The organism is Kitasatospora sp. NPDC057940, from assembly GCF_042887425.1.
GTDB lineage: Bacteria > Actinomycetota > Actinomycetes > Streptomycetales > Streptomycetaceae > Kitasatospora.
Genome location: NZ_JBHVPH010000004.1, coordinates 308,028 through 327,096 on the forward strand (window position 1 = coordinate 308,028; position 19,069 = coordinate 327,096).

General features: G+C 72.9%; 17 protein-coding genes. 4 read left to right on the plus strand and 13 right to left on the minus strand.

Annotated features, from left to right (window positions below; genetic code table 11):
• Positions 1 to 4: 4 nt before the first annotated feature.
• From priA to hisD, 6 genes are read right to left on the minus strand one after another with little or no spacing between them, the layout of a single operon-like run.
• Positions 5 to 730, minus strand: a complete 726-nt coding sequence (priA, locus tag ACFVTF_RS09725; protein ID WP_387811400.1) for a bifunctional 1-(5-phosphoribosyl)-5-((5-phosphoribosylamino)methylideneamino)imidazole-4-carboxamide isomerase/phosphoribosylanthranilate isomerase PriA — start codon at positions 728 to 730, stop codon at positions 5 to 7.
• Between the two features lie 19 nt (positions 731 to 749).
• Positions 750 to 1,385, minus strand: coding sequence for an imidazole glycerol phosphate synthase subunit HisH (hisH, locus tag ACFVTF_RS09730; RefSeq protein ID WP_350885738.1), 636 nt, complete (start codon positions 1,383 to 1,385; stop codon positions 750 to 752).
• Positions 1,386 to 1,414: 29 nt separating this feature from the next.
• On the minus strand, positions 1,415 to 1,567 hold the full coding sequence (locus ACFVTF_RS09735) for a hypothetical protein (protein ID WP_350885740.1): 153 nt from the start codon (positions 1,565 to 1,567) through the stop codon (positions 1,415 to 1,417).
• On the minus strand, positions 1,564 to 2,157 hold the full coding sequence (gene hisB, locus ACFVTF_RS09740) for an imidazoleglycerol-phosphate dehydratase HisB (protein WP_350885742.1): 594 nt from the start codon (positions 2,155 to 2,157) through the stop codon (positions 1,564 to 1,566). Before hisB ends, ACFVTF_RS09735 begins: the two co-directional genes overlap by 4 nt.
• A gap of 5 nt (positions 2,158 to 2,162) precedes the next feature.
• Entirely contained in the window at positions 2,163 to 3,263 is a 1,101-nt protein-coding gene (locus ACFVTF_RS09745; RefSeq protein WP_363582829.1) for a histidinol-phosphate transaminase, read from the minus strand.
• A 53-nt stretch (positions 3,264 to 3,316) separates the two neighbouring features.
• Positions 3,317 to 4,624, minus strand: coding sequence for a histidinol dehydrogenase (gene hisD, locus ACFVTF_RS09750; protein WP_371516609.1), 1,308 nt, complete (start codon positions 4,622 to 4,624; stop codon positions 3,317 to 3,319).
• Positions 4,625 to 4,715: 91 nt separating this feature from the next.
• Here hisD and ACFVTF_RS09755 point away from each other — a divergent pair, with 91 nt between their 5' ends.
• The 3 genes from ACFVTF_RS09755 to ybaK all read left to right on the plus strand — a co-directional run bounded on the left by ACFVTF_RS09755 (position 4,716) and on the right by ybaK (position 7,718).
• Positions 4,716 to 6,293, plus strand: a complete 1,578-nt coding sequence (locus tag ACFVTF_RS09755; protein ID WP_387811406.1) for an oxidoreductase — start codon at positions 4,716 to 4,718, stop codon at positions 6,291 to 6,293.
• A gap of 83 nt (positions 6,294 to 6,376) precedes the next feature.
• Positions 6,377 to 7,105 carry an LON peptidase substrate-binding domain-containing protein gene (locus ACFVTF_RS09760; RefSeq protein ID WP_363582835.1) on the plus strand — a complete coding sequence of 243 codons (729 nt, stop codon included), beginning with the start codon at positions 6,377 to 6,379 and terminating at the stop codon, positions 7,103 to 7,105.
• 118 nt (positions 7,106 to 7,223) lie between these two features.
• Positions 7,224 to 7,718 carry a Cys-tRNA(Pro) deacylase gene (gene ybaK / locus ACFVTF_RS09765; protein ID WP_371516611.1) on the plus strand — a complete coding sequence of 165 codons (495 nt, stop codon included), beginning with the start codon at positions 7,224 to 7,226 and terminating at the stop codon, positions 7,716 to 7,718.
• A gap of 45 nt (positions 7,719 to 7,763) precedes the next feature.
• Here ybaK and ACFVTF_RS09770 read toward each other — a convergent pair whose 3' ends face one another.
• From ACFVTF_RS09770 to ACFVTF_RS09795, 6 genes are all read right to left on the minus strand, one after another.
• A complete protein-coding gene (locus ACFVTF_RS09770; protein ID WP_387811410.1) occupies positions 7,764 to 8,603 on the minus strand; it encodes a hypothetical protein in 840 nt (279 codons plus the stop codon).
• Positions 8,604 to 8,723: 120 nt separating this feature from the next.
• Positions 8,724 to 9,539 carry an ABC transporter permease gene (locus ACFVTF_RS09775; RefSeq protein WP_063347189.1) on the minus strand — a complete coding sequence of 272 codons (816 nt, stop codon included), beginning with the start codon at positions 9,537 to 9,539 and terminating at the stop codon, positions 8,724 to 8,726.
• Positions 9,536 to 10,534: an ABC transporter ATP-binding protein gene (locus ACFVTF_RS09780; RefSeq protein ID WP_387811414.1), complete on the minus strand. Its 999-nt coding sequence runs from the start codon at positions 10,532 to 10,534 to the stop codon at positions 9,536 to 9,538. The genes ACFVTF_RS09775 and ACFVTF_RS09780 overlap by 4 nt, the downstream gene beginning before the upstream one ends.
• A 102-nt stretch (positions 10,535 to 10,636) precedes the next feature.
• Positions 10,637 to 12,112, minus strand: coding sequence for an NYN domain-containing protein (locus tag ACFVTF_RS09785; RefSeq protein ID WP_387811417.1), 1,476 nt, complete (start codon positions 12,110 to 12,112; stop codon positions 10,637 to 10,639).
• 297 nt (positions 12,113 to 12,409) lie between these two features.
• Positions 12,410 to 13,438 carry an aspartate-semialdehyde dehydrogenase gene (locus ACFVTF_RS09790; protein WP_387811420.1) on the minus strand — a complete coding sequence of 343 codons (1,029 nt, stop codon included), beginning with the start codon at positions 13,436 to 13,438 and terminating at the stop codon, positions 12,410 to 12,412.
• Between the two features lie 100 nt (positions 13,439 to 13,538).
• Positions 13,539 to 14,429 (minus strand): dihydrodipicolinate synthase family protein, encoded by an 891-nt coding sequence (locus ACFVTF_RS09795; RefSeq protein WP_387811423.1) that lies wholly within the window; start codon positions 14,427 to 14,429, stop codon positions 13,539 to 13,541.
• 72 nt (positions 14,430 to 14,501) lie between these two features.
• On the opposite strand from ACFVTF_RS09795, the gene ACFVTF_RS09800 reads away from it, so the two are divergent.
• Positions 14,502 to 15,389, plus strand: coding sequence for a LysR substrate-binding domain-containing protein (locus tag ACFVTF_RS09800; protein ID WP_371516617.1), 888 nt, complete (start codon positions 14,502 to 14,504; stop codon positions 15,387 to 15,389).
• 42 nt (positions 15,390 to 15,431) lie between these two features.
• On the opposite strand, the gene dnaE is transcribed toward ACFVTF_RS09800, so the two are convergent.
• Positions 15,432 to 18,965, minus strand: coding sequence for a DNA polymerase III subunit alpha (gene dnaE / locus ACFVTF_RS09805; protein WP_371516618.1), 3,534 nt, complete (start codon positions 18,963 to 18,965; stop codon positions 15,432 to 15,434).
• Positions 18,966 to 19,069 lie beyond the last annotated feature (104 nt).

The following is a 19,069-nucleotide window of genomic DNA, read 5'->3' on the forward strand; positions in this document are numbered from 1 at the left end:
TCCGTCATCCTGAAACCGCCTCCAGGGCCTCTTCGAGGGTGAACTTCTGCTCGTAGAGTGCCTTGCCCACGATGGCGCCCTCGACACCCGCACCGACCAGGCCGGAGATGGCGCGCAGGTCGTCGAGCGAGGAGACGCCGCCGGAGGCGACGACGGGGCGGTCGGTGGCGGCGCAGACGTCGCGCAGCAGCTGCAGGTTGGGGCCGGTCAGGGTGCCGTCCCGGTTGACGTCGGTGACGACGTAGCGGGCGCAGCCCTCCTGGTTGAGCCGCTCCAGCACCTCGAAGAGCTGGCCGCCGTCGCGGGTCCAGCCGCGGCCGCGCAGGGTGGTGCCGACGACGTCCAGGCCGACGGCGATCTTGTCGCCGTGCTCGGCGATGGCCTTGGCGACCCACTCGGGGGCTTCCAGGGCGGCGGTGCCGAGGTTGACCCGGGTGCAGCCGGTGGCGAGCGCGTTGGCGAGCGACTCGTCGTCGCGGATGCCGCCGGACAGCTCGACCTTGATGTCGAGGCGGCCGGTGACCTCGCGCAGCAGCTCGTAGTTGGTGCCGGTGCCGAAGGCGGCGTCGAGGTCGACCAGGTGCAGCCACTCGGCGCCGGCGTTCTGCCAGGCGAGGGCGGCGGCGAGGGGTTCGCCGAAGGAGGTCTCGGTGCCGGACGCGCCCTTGACCAGGCGGACGGCCTGGCCGTCCCGGACGTCGACGGCGGGAAGCAGTTCGAGGCGGCTCATAGTCACAACTCTTCCAAGCTCAGAGGGTGTTGACCCAGTTGGTCAGGAGGGCGGCGCCGGCGTCGCCGGACTTCTCGGGGTGGAACTGGGTGGCCCAGAGCGGGCCGTTCTCGATGGCGGCGACGAAGGGCTGCCCGTGGGTGGCCCAGGTGACGAGCGGGGCGTGGATCCGTGCGCTGTGGGTCTCCAGCTCCCAGTGCCGCACACCGTAGGAGTGCACGAAGTAGAAGCGGGTCTGCGGGTCGAGGCCGGCGAACATCCGGCTGCCCTCGGGCACGTCCACGGTGTTCCAGCCCATGTGCGGGATGACGGGGGCGTCCAGCGGCTCGACGACGCCGGGCCACTCGTCGCAGCCGGCCGTCTCCACGCCGTGCTCGACCCCCTTCTCGAAGAGGATCTGCATGCCGACGCAGATGCCCATGACGGGGCGGCCCCCGGCGAGCCGGCGGCCGATGATCCAGTCGCCCCGGACGGACTTCAGGCCGCGCATGCAGGCCTCGAAGGCGCCGACGCCGGGGACGAGCAGGCCGTCCGCGTTCATCGCGGTGTCGTAGTCGGAGGTGACGGTGACGTCCGCCCCGGTCCGTTCGAGCGCGCGCTGCGCGGAGCGGAGGTTGCCCGACCCGTAGTCCAGGACGACGACGTTCTTGCCCATGTTCAGGTGTCCAGTCTCTCTACGTGTGGCTAGAGGCGCATGATGCCGGAGGCCAGGCACATGACCGAGCCGAACGCGAGCACCAGGATGACGCCCTTGGGCAGCTTCTGCTTCCAGAACGAGATCACGCCGCCGGCCAGGAAGAGGCCGACGAAGATGAGGGCGAGGGCCGCCTTGCTCACAGTGCACCCTTGGTCGAGGGGAGGATTCCGGCCGCGCGCGGGTCGCGCTCGGCGGCGTAGCGCAGGGCTCGGGCCAGCGCCTTGAACTGGCATTCCACGATGTGGTGGGCGTTGCGCCCGTACGGCACGTGGACGTGCAGGGCGATCTGCGCCTGGGCCACGAAGGACTCCAGGATGTGCCGGGTCATCGTGGTGTCGTACGAGCCGATCATCGGCGCCATGCGCTCGGGCTCGGTGTGCACCAGGTACGGCCGGCCGGAGAGGTCCACGGTGACCTGGGCGAGCGACTCGTCCAGCGGCACCGTGCAGTTGCCGAAGCGGTAGATGCCGACCTTGTCGCCGAGCGCCTGCTTGAAGGCGGCGCCGAGCGCGAGGGCGGTGTCCTCGATGGTGTGGTGGGTGTCGATGTGCAGGTCGCCGTCGGTCTTGACGGTCAGGTCGAAGAGACCGTGGCGGCCGAGCTGGTCGAGCATGTGGTCGTAGAACCCGACGCCCGTGGAGATGTCGGTCTTCCCGGTGCCGTCGAGGTCGATCTCGACCAGGACCGCGGTCTCCTTGGTGGTGCGTTCGACGCGTCCGATGCGGGACATACGGGTTACAGCTCCTTGATCACGGTGCGGACGGCGTCCAGGAAGGCGTCGTTCTCGGCGGGCGTGCCGGCGGTGACGCGCAGCCACCCGGGGACGCCGTTGTCACGGACCAGGACGCCCTGGTCGAGGATGGCCTGCCAGACGGCGTGGGTGTCGGCGAAGCGGCCGAACTGGACGAAGTTGGCGTCCGAGTCGGTGACCTCCAGGCCGAGCCCGCGCAGCGCGTCGACCAGCCGGTCGCGCTCCTCCTTGAGCCGCCCGACGTACCCGAGCAGGGTGTCGGTGTGCTCCAGGCAGGCCAGCGCGGTGGCCTGGGTGACGGACGACAGGTGGTACGGCAGGCGGACCAGCTGCACCGCGTCCACCACGGCCGGGTCGGCGGCCAGGTAGCCCAGGCGCAGCCCGGCCGCGCCGAAGGCCTTGGACATGGTGCGGGAGACCACCAGGTTGGGGCGGCCCTCGATGAGCGGCAGCAGCGAGGCCCGGTGCGAGAACTCGACGTAGGCCTCGTCGACGACGACCAGGCTGGGCCCGGCGGCCTGCGCGGCCTCGTAGAGCCGCAGCACGGTGTCGGCGGCGACGGCGGTGCCGGTCGGGTTGTTCGGCGAGCAGATGAAGACCACGTTCGGCCGGTGCTCGGCGATCGCGCCGAGGGCGGCGTCCAGGTCGATGGTGAAGTCGTCGTTGCGCGGGCCGGAGATCCACTCGGTGCCGGTGCCCCGGGAGATCAGCGCGTGCATCGAGTAGGAGGGCTCGAAGCCGAGCGCGCTGCGGCCGGGGCCGCCGAAGGTCTGCAGCAGCTGCTGGAGCACCTCGTTGGAGCCGTTGGCGGCCCAGACCTGCTGCCGGGTGACGGCGAAGCCGGTGGTCCGGCCGAGGTACGCGGCGAGGCCTTCGCGCAGTTCGACGGCGTCCCGGTCGGGGTAGCGGTTGAGGTTGCGGGCGGCCTCGGCGACGCGCTCGGCGATCCGGGCGACCAGCTCCTCGGGGAGCGGGTACGGGTTCTCGTTGGTGTTCAGCTGGACGGGCACGTCCAGCTGCGGCGCGCCGTACGGGGACTGGCCGCGCAGCTCGTCGCGGATGGGGAGGTCGTCGATCCGGGTCACCCGCGTCGCACCAGCCTCAGAAGTCACAGGAGTCACAGAAGGAGTAGCAGCAGTCACGATCCCGGCACCGTCCAGTCGAAGCGCGCCTTGATCGCGTCGCCGTGCCCGGGCAGGTCCTCGGCGTTGGCGAGGTTGACCACGTGCGCGGCGACGTCCGCGAGCGCGTCCCGGTCGTACTCGACGACCTGGACGCCGCGCAGGAAGGTCTGCACGGACAGGCCCGAGGAATGGCAGGCGCAGCCGCCGGTGGGCAGCACGTGGTTGGAGCCGGCCGCGTAGTCGCCCAGCGAGACCGGGGTCCAGCGGCCGATGAAGACGGCGCCCGCGTTGACGACCCTGGCGGCCGCCGCGTGCGGGTCCCGGGTCTGGATCTCCAGGTGCTCGGCCGCGTAGGCGTTGACCACGGTGAGGCCCTGCTCCAGGTCGTCGACCAGGATGATCCCGGACTGCCGGCCGCCCAGCGCCTCGGCGACCCGCTCGCTGTGCTTGGTCCTGGCGACCTGGACGGCGAGTTCCGCCTCGACCGCGTCGGCCAGCGCCGGCGAGTCGGTGACGAGCACCGAGCCGGAGGTCGGTCCGTGCTCGGCCTGGCTGATCAGGTCGGCGGCCACGTCGGACGGCAGCGCGCTGTCGTCGGCGAGGACGGCGATCTCGGTCGGGCCGGCCTCCGAGTCGATGCCGATCCGGCCGGCGAAGAAGCGCTTGGCGGCGGCCACGTAGATGTTGCCGGGGCCGGTGACCATGTTGACCGGCGCGCACTCCTCGGTGCCCAGCGCGAACATCGCGACGGCCTGGGCGCCGCCGACCGAGTACACCTCGTCCACGCCGAGCAGCGCGCAGGCCGCCAGGATGGTCGGGTGGACGCGCCCGCCGAACGCCTTCTGCGGCGGGGACGTCACGGCGATGCCCTGGACGCCCGCCTCCTGGGCCGGCACCACGTTCATCACCACGGAGGACGGGTAGACGGCCAGCCCGCCCGGCACGTACAGGCCGACGCGCTCCACGGGCACCCAGCGCTGGGTGACGGTGCCGCCCGGCACCACCTTGGTGGTGTGCTCGGTGCGGCGCTGGTCGGCGTGCACGGCGCGGGCCCGGCGGATCGACTCCTCCAGCGCGGCCCGCACCTTCGGGTCCAGCGTCTCCAGGGCCTCGGTGAGCTGCTCGGCCGGGACGCGGGTCGACTCCAGCCGGACGCCGTCGAAGCGCTCGGTGATCTCGATCACGGCCGCGACCCCGCGATGGCGTACGTCCTCGGCGATCGGCCGCACCTTCTCCAGGGCGGCCGCCACGTCGAACTCGGCACGGGGCAGCAGGTCACGCGGGTCGTCCAGCGAGCCGCGGAGGTCGATTCGAGAGATCACGCCACCCAGTGTAAGGAGTGGCCGGAACCCCTGGCCCCGCATTTCAGTCCGTGATACGAAAGGCGAGACGACCGGGGGGACGGGGAAAAGCATGCTGGAGCACGCCCCGGAGGGCTGGACCGACACGGAGCGTGAGCTCTGGGAGGCCTTCCGTCGCGGCAACGTCTTCGACCGGCGCAGTGGCGACGCCGCCACCGACGACCCCTTCGGGGACGCCGTCTGGGGCCCCGGGCGGACCGTCCGGGCCAGGGTCCTCGCCCATCTGCTGCTGGCCGGACCGGCCGCCGCCACCGGGCGGGTCGCCTCGCTGCGGCTCACCGGCGTGCTGGTCACCGGCGCGCTCAACCTGGCCGGCGGCGCCATCGGCCACTACGTCGAGCTCCGCGAGTGCCGCTTCGAGCGCAAGATCCTCATCTCGGAGGCCTCGGCCTCGACGCTGCGCTTCGTCACCTGTCTGATCCCCCGCCTGGAGGCCTCCCGGCTCACCACCACCGGCGACCTCCACCTGGCCCGCTGCCGGATACCCGAGGGCGTACGGCTCACCGACGCCAAGGTCGGCACCGACCTGCTGCTCAACCAGACCGTCCTGGGCGGCGACCGCTACGGCCGCGCGCTGTCCGCCGACGGCCTGGCCGTCCACCAGGACTTCGAGGCCGAACGCGTGCACGTGGAGGGCGAGTTGAGCCTGCGCACGGCCCGGATAGGCGGCCGGCTTTCGCTGCGCGGCGCCCAACTGCACGCCGTCCCGCAGAACCGCACCTGCCTCAACGCCGTCCGGCTCACCGTCGGCCACACCCTCTACCTGACCAGCTCCGCCGACGGCGGCTGGTTCGGCTCCCGCAGCTACTACGGCTCCGGTTACGGCCAGAACCCGCCGCCCGGCGCCCCCAGCACCCCGTTCCGCGCCTTCGGCCGGGTCCGGCTCTCCGACGCCCGTTTCGAGAGCGCCTGCCTGATCTCCGGCGAGTTCCACCTGGAGGGTGACGACGAGCTCTCGCTGCGCCGCATCCACACCCCCGAGCTGCGGTTCACCTGCCGGGTCCGCCCCACCGGCACCGTCTCGCTCTCCCGCGCCCGGGTCGGCAACCTCGTCGACACCCCGGACGCCTGGCCGCGCGGCCGCCACCTGGGCCTGACCGGCTTCGTCTACGAGGTGCTGCGCCCCGTCGGGCCCTTCAGCGTCCAGCAGCGGATCGCCTGGCTGGAGGGCTCCTCGGTGGACTTCCAGCCCGAGTCCTACGAGCAGCTCGCCGCCGCCCTGCGCCGCGACGGCGCCGACGACGACGCCCGCGAGGTGCTGTACGCCAAGCAGCGCCGCCGCCACCGAACCCTCCCGCTGCCCGCCCGGATCTGGGGCCGGGTCCAGGACGCCACCGTCGGCTACGGCTACCGCCCCGGCCGGGCCGGCCTGTGGCTGCTGCTCGCCTGGGCCCTGGGCAGCGTGTGGTTCGCCACCCACCCGCTGGAGCCGCTGAAGGCCGACGAGCACCCGCACTGGAACCCGGTGCTGTACACCTTCAGCCAGCTCGTCCCGGTCGTCGAGCTCGGCCAGCAGGGCTGGAACCCCGGGGGCGTCAGCCAGTACGTCTCCGCCGGGCTGGTGATCGTCGGCTGGCTGCTCGCCACGACCGTCGTGGCCGGCGCCACCCGCATGCTGCAACGGGGCTGACCACCCCGGCGGGCCGCCGTCGGGCCCGCCGTCGGGCACAACCCCGACGCGCCGCGACCGCGCGGGGAACTACGCTGTCCGCCGTGACAGAACGGCTCCCGCTCTTCCCGCTGAACAACGTGCTCTACCCGGGCCTCGTGCTGCCCCTGAACGTCTTCGAGGAGCGTTACCGCCGTCTCGTCGCCGACCTGCTCCAACTACCGGCCGACACGCCGCGCCGCTTCGGCGTGCTCGCCATCAAGGACGGCCGCGAGGTCGCCCCGGTCCGCCCCGACGAGGGCCCGGCCGGGCCGCTCGACGGCCTCGGCACCGCCACCGGGGACCCGCTGGAGGCGATGTTCCACATCGGCTGCGTCGCCGACGTCGCCTCCGTCCAGGAGCAGCCCGACGGCCGCTACGAGCTGCTGGTCACCGGCACCACCCGGTTCCGGCTCCGCTCGGCGGACGTCTCCGGCCCGTACCTGACCGGCGAGGCCGAACTCGTCGAGGAACAGCCCGGCGAAGGCTCCGGCGCCCTCGCCGCCGAGGTCGAGCGGGCCTTCCGGGTCTACCAGAAGCGCCTCGCCGGGGCCCGCGAGGCCAGCACCGTCGGACGCCAGGAGCTCCCGGACGACCCGCAGGTGCTCTCCTACCTGGTCGCCGCCGCCTCGGTGTTCGAGACCCCGGTCAAGCAGCAGCTGCTGGCCTGCCCCGACACCGCCCAGCGGCTGCGCACCGAGCTCGACCTGCTGCGCCGCGAGAGCTCCGTGCTCAGCTGGCTGCCATCGCTGCCCGCGGTCGACCTCACCCGCCAGTCGTTCAGCCCCAACTGATCCGGGAAGCCCGCACGCTGGCCCGGGAAACCTGCACGCGGACCCGGGAAGCCCGCACGTAATCCGGGAAGCCCGCACGCTGGCCCGGGAAACCCACACGGCGAAGAAGGAGCCCCCCATGGCGAAGAAGGCGAAGAAGGGCGGACAGGGCACCCCCGCCACCGTCGCCCTGGAGTCCGCCGCCGTCCCGTTCACCGTGCACGCCTACGAGCACGACCCGGCCGCCGCCTCCTACGGCGGCGAGGCCGCCGAGGCCCTGGGCGTCGCCGCCGAGCGGGTCTTCAAGACCCTGGTCGCCGACGTGGACGGCGTGCTCACCGTCGGTGTGGTCCCGGTCGTCGGGCAGCTCGACCTCAAGGCCCTTGCCGCCGCCGTCGGCGGCAAGCGCGCCGCCATGGCCGATCCGGCCGCCGCCGAGCGCAGCAGCGGTTACGTCCTGGGCGGCATCTCCCCGCTCGGCCAGCGCCGCCCGCTGCGGACGGTGGTCGACGCCAGCGCGCTCGCCCACCCCACCGTCTACGTCTCCGGCGGGCGCCGCGGCCTGGAGGTCGAACTCGCCCCGGCCGACCTGGTCACCCTGACCGGCGCCCGCACCGCACCGATCGCCCGCTGACCCCGGCCGACGGGCCCACCCGCGGGTGGGCCCGGGCCCACCCGGTCAGCCCTGCCCGCGCTCCCCCGGCCGCGCGGCGCCCTGCGGCCGCGCACCGTCGTCCGCCCGAGCACCGTCGTCCACCCGCGCAGTGCCGTCCACCCGCGCAGTGCCGTCCGCCCGCGCAGCGCCGTCCGCAGGGGCCTGCGGAGCAGCCGCCCCGTACGGCCCGGCCCAGTACGGCGGCGGGTCCTCCTCGCGCTTGCCGAACGTCGCCGACAGCGCCAGCAGCACCACCATCGCCGCCATCGGCCACACCAGCAGCGCCCCCAGCGCGCCGAGGTCGATGCTCGCGTCGAAGTGCCCGCCGTTGCCGACCCGCCGGGCTTCGGCGATCAGGTCGTTGCTGGGGCCGAGCCACCGTCCGAGCCGCCAGGCGCCGACCGAGCCGAGCAGTCCGCCGACCACCAGTCCGAGCGCGACCGCGATGCCGCCGCCGCGCTGCCGGGTGGCCAGGAAGGCCCCGAGCGCGGTCAGGAGGCCGGCGCCGAGCGCGATCAGGGCGAAGACCGCGTCGGCCCCCGCCCGCTGTTCGCCCTCGGGGTCGGCGTAGAGGATGCGGTCGCCGTCGACGACCAGCGGCACCTTGGGCGCGAGCCAGACCCACAGCCCCGCCATCACCAGTCCGACCGCGATGCAGGCCAGTACCGTGCCCGCGCCGAGCCGCAGCTCGGGCAGCAGCCGCTCCTTGAGCGTGGGGCCCGGCGACTGCGCGACCGCGAGGCCGTCCGGCGGCGGGGTCCCGGCGTCGGGGGCGGGCGGCGGCGCGTACGGATCGGGGGTGATGTCCGGCACCGCGTCCGCGTCGGCGCGGGTGGGGTCCGGAGGCGTGTTCGGTACGGTCACGGACCCCATCGTTTCACGATCGCGGCCGGGACGAGCCGTCGCCCGTGCCTCTCGGAACCCGAGCCCCGTACCTCGCGGAGGCGGACCCCGGCGGACCCCGGACGACCCCCGGGACACCCCCTACCGGGAGACGGCCCGCCGGTAGGCCCAGGTGGCGATCGCCAGCGACACCACGCCGACGCCCGCGCAGACGGCGAGGTCGCCCGCGATCAGCGCCCAGTCCGGGTCGGGTTCGAAGGTCCGGGCGAAGGCCTCGACGCCGTACGTGGAGGGCAGCAGGTCGCGCAGCCACAGGACGGGCTGCGGGAGGTGGTCGACGGGCAGCACGCCGAGCAGCAGCGCCGCCGACATGCCGAGCTGCCCGAGCATGGTGGCGATCTCCTGGCGGGGCGCGAGCAGCCCGCAGGCGGCCCCGAGCCCGGACAGGGCGGCCCCGGCGAGCGGGACGACGGCCAGCAGCACCCACAGCTGCCCGAGCGGCAGCCCGAACATCACGGCGCCGAAGGCCGCGGTGAGGACCGTCCCGGGCAGCGTGAACGAGGCGTAGGCGGCGGCCGCGCCGAGCACCACGGAGGCGGCGGGTACGGGCAGCGTCGCGTAGTGGTCGAGTCCGCCGGTGGCCCGCAGCTTCCCGAAGTACTGGGCGAGCAGGTTGAGGGCGACGAACGCCACCACCAGCACGCTGGACCCGGCGACCACGGAACGCGCGGCCGAGGTCTGCCCGGCGTCCACCACGCCCCGCATCATCACGAGGATGCCGACGGACTGGAAGGTGGCGACGAACAGCAGCGGGATCCGCGCCACCCGGGCCCGGGCGAGCTGCGCCCGGTAGACGGCGGCGAGCGCGGGCAGCAGCCGGGCCGCGGGGGCGAGCGGGGCGGGGGTGCCGCCGGTCGCGGGGGCGGTGGCCTGCGGCGGCACCGAGAGCAGCGTCACTTGGCCAGTCCTCCGTGGCGGCCCCCGAGCTTGAGGTAGGCGTCCTCAAGGCTCGGGGTGGCGAGGGTGAAGTCGTCGAGGGCGGCGAAGGCCGGGCCGGTGGTGACGGCGGCGACCAGTTCGCGGGCCTGTTCGGGGGTGGTGCGGACGGTCCAGCGGCGGCCGGTGCGTTCGGCCCGTTCGGCGAGTTCGGCGACGGCGGGTACGGCGAGCGGCGCCTCGTCCCGCCAGACCAGGTCGAGCCGGACGTCGCCGTCGACGAGGGCCTTGAGCCCGCCGGGGGTGTCGCAGGCGATGACCCGCCCCTCGTCGATGACGGCGACCCGGTCGAGCACGGTCTCGGCCTCGATGACGTTGTGGGTGACGAGCAGGACGGTGGCGCCGCGTTCGGTGCGGCGCCGGTCGACGGCGGTCCAGACGGCCCGCCGGGCGACGGGGTCCATGCCGGTGGTGGGTTCGTCGAGGACGAGCAGCGGCCGTTCCCCGACGAGGGCGGCGGCGACGCAGGCGAGCCGGCGCTGGCCGCCGGAGAGCTTGGCGAGCGGCCGCTGGGCGAGGGGTTCGAGCCCGAGTTCGGTGAGGACGTCGGCGGCTTCGGTACGGGCCCGGGCCCGGGTGAGGCCGCGCAGCCGTCCGGTGGTCTCGGCGGCGAGCGCGACGGTCAGTTCGTCGAGGGCGCTGGATTCCTGGCCGAGGTAGCCGAGCAGCCGGGCGGCCCGTTCGGGGTGGCGGACGATGTCGTGGCCGAGGAGTTCGACGGATCCGGAGTCCGGCCGCAGCAGGCCGGTGAGCTGGCGGACGAGGGTGGACTTGCCGGCCCCGTTGGGTCCGAGCAGCCCGAAGATCTCGCCCTGGCGGACGGTGAGGCTGATTCCGTCGTTGGCCCGGATCTCGGTGGCGCCGGCTCCGCGCCCGGTGCGATAGGTCCTCACGAGGTCGCGCACGGCGACGCACGGCGGGGTGTTCTGGGGTGCTCGCCCTGCCGACTCGTTCACGACCGAAGACTTTACGCGTTCGCACGGGCGAACCGGACAAGGGGGCCTGATCACCGAAAACCGGCACGCGGCCCGCCGGGTCCAACCCGGGCCGTGCGCCCGTCAGTCGTCCACGACGACCATCGATCCGCCGGGCACCCGGACCGCCAGTTCCTTCCAGAATCCGGCCCGGATGGCGTAGCGGTCGTGTTCGTCGATCTGGTCGTCCTTGTGCGCGAGCAGTCCGAAGCGGGCGGCGTAGCGGAGGAGTTCGCCGTCGACCCGGTGCGGGATGCGGGGGTAGTCGGGCCAGAGCACGGTGAGCCGTTCGACGTCGCCCAGTCGGTCGCTCCAGCGGCGGGCGAAGACCTGGCCGACTTCGTGGGCGTCGCCGCCGATGGAGGTGATGTCCTCCTCGCGGTCGGCCCAGCGCTGTTCGGCGGTGGTGAGGTGGGCGAGGGTGGGGAGGCTGTCGCCGGCGGTGACGGCGGGTTCGGGGGCGGGGCGGTCGACCCAGCCGCGGTCGGAGGACCAGCGCAGGACGGGGCCGGCCTGTCCGGCGGCGCCCGTCGAGCCGACGGCCTGCCCGTTGGTGCCGTGCCCGTTCGCCTGCCCGTTCAGGAGCCCGTTGGCGCCGTGTCCGTTGGCGCCGTGCCCGTTGACGAGCCCGTTGCCGCCGTGGCCGTTCGCGAGTCCGGTGCCGCCGTGCCCGTTGACGGCCGAGGCGACGGCGGGGGTGCGCCCGGCGAGGTCCTTGGGGGTGGGGACGACCTTGAGAGCGGCGGCCGGCTGGGGCCGCCCCGCCGCTGGAACCGCCCCTGGAACCGCCCCTGGGACGGCCCCGACGGCGGAGGCCCCGACGGCGGCGGGCACGGCGGCAGCAGGCACGGCGGCCGGCGCGACGGCGGCCGGCCGGACGACCGGGGGCGCCACGACCGGCGCCGCGGCGGGTGCCACCACGGGCGGACCGACGGGCGGGCCGACGGGCGGGGCGGCGAGGATCTTGGCGATCTCCTGGCGGGCGCCGGGCGCGGGGAAGACGCTGGCGTTCTCCCGGAGGCTGAAGGAGCCCTCGATCCACTCCCGGTCGAGCACTCTTCGCTCGTCGGCCTCGCCGACCAGGTCCTCGGACTGGTTGAAGTCGCCGTCGGCGGCCTGGAGCGCCCACAGGTGGACGGCCACGCCGTGTTCCTTGGCGGTCATCATGCCGGGCAGCAGGTCGCCGTCGCCGGTGATCAGGACGACGTCGGCGCAGGCCCGGTTGCGGGCGAGTTCGGAGAGTTCGGCGTGCATGGCGGCGTCCACGCCCTTCTGCACCCAGCGCCCTTCGGCGCGGGTGAGGGCGCCGAGCCGCACGGTGACGCGGGGCAGGACGCGCAGCCGGCGGTGTTCGGGCATCGGGCGCCGGTCGGGGGCGGCGTCGAACCAGTAGATGCGCAGCAGCGGCAGTCCGGTCTCGGCCTCGGCGCGTTCGCGCAGCGCGGTGATCAGCGCGGTGTGGTCGACGGTGACTCTGGAACGGGATGGGTCACCGGCGAGCAGGCTGGCGGCGGCGCCCAGCAGGTATCCGGCATCCACCAGAACGACACAGCGGTCCATCGCGCACCTCTTTCCACTCGCCCTCGTGTGGGGGGTCGGGCCGGGTGGGCGCGGATCCGCCCGTCGTCCGGGCGTGGTGGGGTGAGGGGCCCCCGTGGCCGCCCGATCGTTGGGTCACCTTTTCCCCCTGGTTCGCGCGCCGAACCTCGACGGATGTCGCGGTACCGCAACGGCAAGCCCAACGGAACGCAAAGGCGGGCCCCGTTCAACGACGGGGCCCGCCCTTGGTCACGCCGGGTGGTGCGAGCGGGCGCTCGCCGCCAGGTGCGAGCGCCCACGGCCCGGCGGGGCCGGGTGTCAGCCCTTGAGCTCGGCGGCGACCAGCTCGGCCAGCTGGACGGCGTTGAGCGCGGCGCCCTTGCGCAGGTTGTCGTTGGACACGAACAGCGACAGGCCGTGCTCGACGGTCTCGTCGGCCCGGATGCGGCCGACGTAGCTCGGGTCCTGGCCGGCGGCCTGGAGCGGGGTGGGGATGTCGGACAGCTCGACGCCGGGGGCGGCGGCGAGCAGTTCGGCGGCGCGCTCGGGGCTGATCGGGCGCTCGAAGCGGGCGTTGATCTGGAGCGAGTGGCCGGAGAAGACCGGGACGCGCACGCAGGTGCCGGCGACCTTGAGGCCCGGGATGCCGAGGATCTTGCGGCTCTCGTGGCGGAGCTTCTGCTCCTCGTCGGTCTCGTTGGAGCCGTCCTCGACGACGGAGCCGGCCAGCGGCACCACGTTGAAGGCGATCGGGCGCTGGTAGACCTTGGGCTCGGGGAACTCGACGGCGGAGCCGTCGTGGGCGAGCGCGGCGGCGCCGTCGACGACCTTGGCGGCCTGGTCCTGGAGCTCGGCCACGCCGGCCACGCCGCTGCCGGAGACGGCCTGGTAGGTGGAGACGACGAGCGCGGCGAGGCCGGCCTCCTCGTGCAGCGGGCGCAGCACGGGCATGGCGGCCATGGTGGTGCAGTTCGGGTTGGCGATGATGCCCTTGGGCCGGTCGGCGATGGCGCCGGGGTTGACCTCGGAGACGACCAGCGGGACGTCGGGGTCGCGGCGCCAGGCGGAGGAGTTGTCGATGACGACGGCGCCGGCCGCGGCGGCCTTGGGGGCGAGGGCCTTGGAGGTGGAGCCGCCGGCCGAGAAGATCACGATGTCCAGGCCCGTGTAGTCGGCCGTGGCCGCGTCCTCGACGGTGACCTCGGTGCCCTGCCACGGCAGGGTGCGTCCGGCCGAGCGGGCCGAGGCGAACAGCCGCAGCTGCTCGACCGGGAAGTTGCGCTCCGCCAGGATCTCGCGGACCACGCCGCCGACCTGGCCGGTGGCCCCGACAATGCCGATCTTCATTCCGACTACTCCTCTGGATGGTGCTGTCTACAGCCGCACTCTGCCCATCATGCCTTGTCACGCGGGTGCGGCGGCCTGCTGTTCCACGGTGTGAGAGCGACTAGTGGTCCAGACCACTCACCAGCTTCAGCGCCGCCTCGACCTCCGCATCCCCGGCCGGCAGCAGCGGCAGCCGGACGTCCGGGGTGGGGATCCGGCCCTGGGCGTGCAGCACGCCCTTGATCACCGTCGGGTTCGGCGCGGCGAAGGCGGCCAGCGCCAGCCCGGTGAGCCGGTGCCCGAGCGCCCGGGCCCGGGCGTCGTCCCCGGCCTGCCAGGCCTGCGTCAGCTCGACGAACCGGGCGGTGGCCAGATGGGCGGAGGCGAGGATGCCGCCGGCCGCGCCGAGCGCCAGCAGCGGGGACAGGAAGGCGTCCTCCCCGGTCAGCACCGCGAAGTCGGCGGGGGCGGCGGCGAGCAGTTCCACCGCCGTCTGGTCCACTCCCCCGGTCGCGTACTTGACGCCCACCACGCCGTCCAGCGCGGCGAGTTCGAGCAGCGCGGCGGCGGACAGCTGCTGCCCGGTGCGGTACGGGATGTGGTAGGCGACCAGCGGCAGCGGGCTGCTCCCGGCGAGCGCCCGGAAGTGCGCGACCGTCCCGGCCTCGCCCGGCCGCAGGAACGCCGGGACGGTGACCAGCGCGGCCGCGGCCTGCGGCACCCGCTTGCCGAGCGCGGCCAGCGACTCGGCGGTGGAGCGGGTGTCGCCGCCGTGCGCGCCGACGGTCAGGAGGGCCCCGCGGCCGGCGCAGGCGGCCGCGGCGGTCTCGACCACGGCCCAGCGCTCGTCCTCGCTCAGCGCGGCGGGCTCGCCGGTGGTCCCGAGGGCGACCAGCCCGGCCGCGCCGGCCTCCAGCAGTTCGGCGGCGAGCACCGCGAGGGCGTCCAGGGCGACCGTGCCGTCCGCGGCGAAGGGCGTGATCAGGGGGACGTGGATACCGGTGAGTTCCATGGGCACGATCCTGCGGCCCGCCGATCACCCAGGTCCAGTTCACATTCGTGATGCTTCTCGTAAGCTGAGCCGATGCTCGACGTCCGACGCCTGCGCCTGCTGCGCGAACTCGCCCACCTCGGCACCATCGCCGCCGTCGCCGAGGCGCTCTCCTTCAGCCCTTCGGCGGTGTCCCAGCAGCTGTCCGTCCTGGAGAAGGAGGCGGGCGTCCCGCTGCTGGAGCGCACCGGGCGGCGGGTCGCGCTCACTCCGGCCGGGCGCAACCTCGTCCGGCACGCCGAGGCGGTGCTCGCCCTGCTGGAGCAGGCGGGCGCCGAACTCGCCCACGCCCGGCGGGGCCTGGCCGGCCCGCTGCGGATCGGCACCTATCCGTCGGCGGCCCGCGCGATCATCCCGGCGGTGCTGGGCGAGCTGGCCGCCTGGCATCCGGGCCTGGAGCCGATGGTGACCGAGGTGGATCCGGCGGGCGTCGCGGCGGCGCTGCGCGCGGGCGAGCTGGACGTCGCGCTGGTCCACGAGTACGACCTCGTCCCGGCCGATCCGGAGCCGGGCCTGGCGGTGACCCGCCCGGTGTTCACCGAGCCGATGTACCTGGCGGCCCGCGCCCCGGGCACCGTCGCCGAGCAGCGCGGCGCGCCGTGGATCATGGCGCCGCGGGGCACGCTCTGCCACAGCATGGCCGTCCGGGCCTGCGAGGCCGCCGGGTTCGCGCCCCGGATCCGGCACCAGATCGACGACTTCGCGACCGTCCTGGCCCTGGTGGCGGCCGGCCAGGGCGTGGCCCTGGTCCCGCAGCTGGGCGCCGCGCAGCCCCCGCCCGGCGTGGTCCTCACCCGGCTGCCGATGTACCGCCGCACCCGGGCCGCCTTCCGGGCGGGAGCCGGTTCGCACCCGGCCATCTCGGCCTTCGTCTCCGCCCTGCACACGGCCGTCCCCCCGGGCCTGGGCGGGCACGGCTGATCCCCCGCGCCTCGCCGAGAGGCACGGGGGATCAGGCGCACGTCAGCCCGCCAGGCAGCTCGGCCCGAGCAGCTGCTTGAGGTCCCCGAACAGCGCCGGGTCCGACTTCACCCGGTGCCGGTCCAGCCGCAGCACGGTCGTCTTGTTGCGGCCCTCCAGCCGCACCCGGACCTCCGTGGTGCCCCGGTGGCTGCCCAGCACCTCGCCGAGCCGGGCGATCAGCGGCGGGGTGATCTTCACGCTCGGGATGTTGATGATGATCGGCGCCTCGGCGTGCGCGTTCGACAGGTCCGGGACGGACAGCTCCATCCCCATCAGTCGCGGCACGTCCTCCCGCTTGTCCAGCTTGCCGCGCACGAACACCACGGCGTCCTCGACGAGTTGGGCCGAGACCAGCTGGTAGCTGGCGGGGAAGAACATGCAGTCGATCGAGCCCGCGAGGTCCTCGACGGTCGCGATCGCCCAGGCGTTGCCCTGCTTGGTCATCTTGCGCTGGAGGCCCGAGATGATGCCGCCGATGGTGACGATGGTGCCGTCGGGCCGTTCGGCGAGGTCGGCCACCGCGCAGTCCGCCTTGTCGGCGAGCACGTGCTCGATGCCGTGCAGCGGGTGCGAGGAGACGTACAGGCCGAGCATCTCGCGCTCCTGGGTGAGCAGGAAGGACTTCTCCCACTCCTCCTCGGAGAAGACGACGTCGAGGCCGAAGCTGGGCTCGTCGGAGACGGCGTCCCCGCCGAACAGGTCGAACTGGCCCTCGGCCTCCTTGCGCTTGACCCCGACGACGTTGTCGATCATCGGCTCGAACTGCGCGCTGAGGCCCTTGCGGGTGTGCCCGAGCGAGTCGAAGGAGCCCGCCTTGATCAGCGATTCGACGGTCCGCTTGTTGCAGACCACCGACTCCACCTTGTCGAGGAAGTCCGGGAAGGAGCTGAACTTCCCCTTCGACTTGCGGGTGCGGATCATCGACTCGACGACGGGGCCGCCGACGTTGCGGATCGCGGTGAGGCCGAACCGGACGAGCGTGTCACCGTGCGGGGTGAAGTCCGAGTCCGACTCGTTGACGTCCGGCGGCAGCACCTGGATGCCCATCTTGCGGCACTCGTTGAGGTAGATCGCCGACTTGTCCTTGTCGTCCTTGACGGACGTCAGCAGGCCGGACATGTACTCGGCCGGGTAGTTCGCCTTGAGGTAGGCCGTCCAGTACGAGACCAGCCCGTACCCGGCGGTGTGCGCCTTGTTGAACGCGTAACCGGAGAAGGGGACCAGGACGTCCCACACCGCCTGGATCGCCGCGTCCGAGTAGCCGTGGTCCCGGCAGCCCTTCTGGAAGGGCACGAACTCGGCCTCCAGGATCTCCTTCTTCTTCTTGCCCATGGCCCGGCGCAGCAGGTCGGCCTGGCCGAGCGAGTAGCCGGCGAGGATCTGGGCGGCCTTCTGCACCTGCTCCTGGTAGACGATCAGGCCGTACGTCGGCTTGAGGATCTCCTCCAGGGGCTTCTCCAGCTCCGGGTGGATCGGGGTGATCTCCTGCTGGCCGTTCTTGCGCAGCGCGTAGTTGGTGTGCGAGTTGACGCCCATCGGGCCCGGTCGGTACAGCGCGAGGACGGCGGAGATGTCTTCGAAGTTGTCGGGCTTCATGAGGCGCAGCAGCGAGCGCATGGGGCCGCCGTCGAGCTGGAAGACGCCGAGCGTGTCGCCGCGGGCCAGCAGCTCGTAGGTCGGCTTGTCGTCCAGGGGCAGATCAAGCAGGTTGATCTTGATGCCCTTGTTCTTCTCGATCGCCTTGACGGCGTCGTCCATGATCGTCAGGTTGCGCAGGCCGAGGAAGTCCATCTTGAGAAGGCCGAGGCCCTCGCAGGTGGGGTAGTCGAACTGCGTGATGGTGACGCCGTCGGTGTGCCGGGTCCAGACCGGGATGTGGTCGGTCAGCGGCTCGGCGGACATGATGACGCCGGCCGCGTGCACGCCGGGCTGGCGGATCAGGCCCTCGATGCCGCGCGCGGTGTCGATGACCTTCTTCACATCCGGGTCGGTCTCGTAGAGCCCCCGGATCTCGCCGGCCTCGCTGTAGCGCGGGTGGCTGGTGTCCGTGATGCCGGACAGCGGGATGCCCTTGCCCATCACGTCCGGCGGCATCGCCTTGGTGATCCGGTCGCCCATCGCGTACGGGTAGCCGAGGACGCGCGAGGAGTCCTTGATGGCGGCCTTCGCCTTGATGGTGCCGTACGTGACGATCATGGCGACCTTGTCGGATCCCCACTTCTCGGTCACGTACCGGATCACGTCACCGCGCCGGCGCTCGTCGAAGTCGATGTCGACATCGGGCATGGAGATGCGCTCGGGGTTGAGGAAGCGCTCGAAGATCAGGCCGTGCGGGATGGGGTCGAGGTCGGTGATGCCCATCGCGTACGCGACCAGCGAGCCGGCCGCCGAACCACGGCCGGGGCCCACCGCGATGCCCTGCTGCTTGGCCCACATGATGAAGTCGGCGACCACGAGGAAGTACGCCGGGAACCCCATCTGGATGATGGTGTCCATCTCGTACTCGGCGAGCTTCTTGTGCTCCTCGTCGTACCCGCCCGGGAAGCGCCAGTCCATGCCCTTCCACACCTGGGACTTGAAGAAGTCCGCCTCGGACTCGAAGCCCTCCGGGATCGGGAAGCGCGGCATGAGGTTGCGGAACTTGAACATGCCCTCGGTGTCGACCCGGGAGGCGACGAGGAGCTGGCTGTTGCGGCAGCCCTCCTGCCAGGCGTCCGAGGAGTCCAGGGCGTACATCTCGGCGGCCGACTTGATGTAGTAGCCGGTGCCGTCGAAGCGGAAGCGGTCCGGGTCCGAGAGGTTCTTGCCGGTCTGCACGCAGAGCAGCAGGTCGTGCGCCCCGGCGTCGGCCTCGGTGGTGTAGTGCGAGTCGTTGGTGACGACCGGGGGGATGTTCAGCTTCTTGCTGATCTCCAGCAGCCCGTCGCGGACCCGCTTCTCGATGTCGAGGCCGTGGTCCATCAGCTCCAGGAAGTAGTTCTCCTTGCCGAAGATGTCCTGGTAGTCGGCGGCCGACTTCACCGCCTCGTCGAACTGGCCCAGGCGCAGCCGGGTCTGCACCTCGCCGGACGGGCAGCCGGTGGTGGCCATCAGGCCGCCGGACAGGTCGGAGATCAGCTCCTTGTCCATCCGGGGCCACTTCACCAGCCAGCCCTCGGCGTAGGAGCGCGAGGTCAGCTTGAAGAGGTTGTGCAGGCCCTCCTTGTTACGGGCCCAGATGGTCTTGTGGGTGTAGGCGCCGGAGGCGGAGACGTCGTCCCGCTTCTGGTGCGGCTGGCCCCACAGGATGCGCTTGGTGTTGGAGCGGGACTCCGGCGCGACGTACGCCTCGATGCCGATCACCGGGGTGATCCCGGCGGCGGTCGCCTGCTTGTGGAACTCGGCGGCGCCGTACATGTTCCCGTGGTCGGTCATCGCGACGTGGGTCTGGCCCAGCCGCTCGACCTCCTTGAACATCTGCTTCAGCCGGGCGGCACCGTCCAGCATCGAGTACTCGGTGTGGACGTGCAGATGCGCGAACGGCTGATCGCTCAAGGCGGGGCCTCCGGAGGCGAGTGCGGGTCTGGTGGGCCGGCGAACGCGCGGGTACGCGCAGGTCACGGAAGGTGCCTGGAAACGGATGTGGCCCGGACCACCTC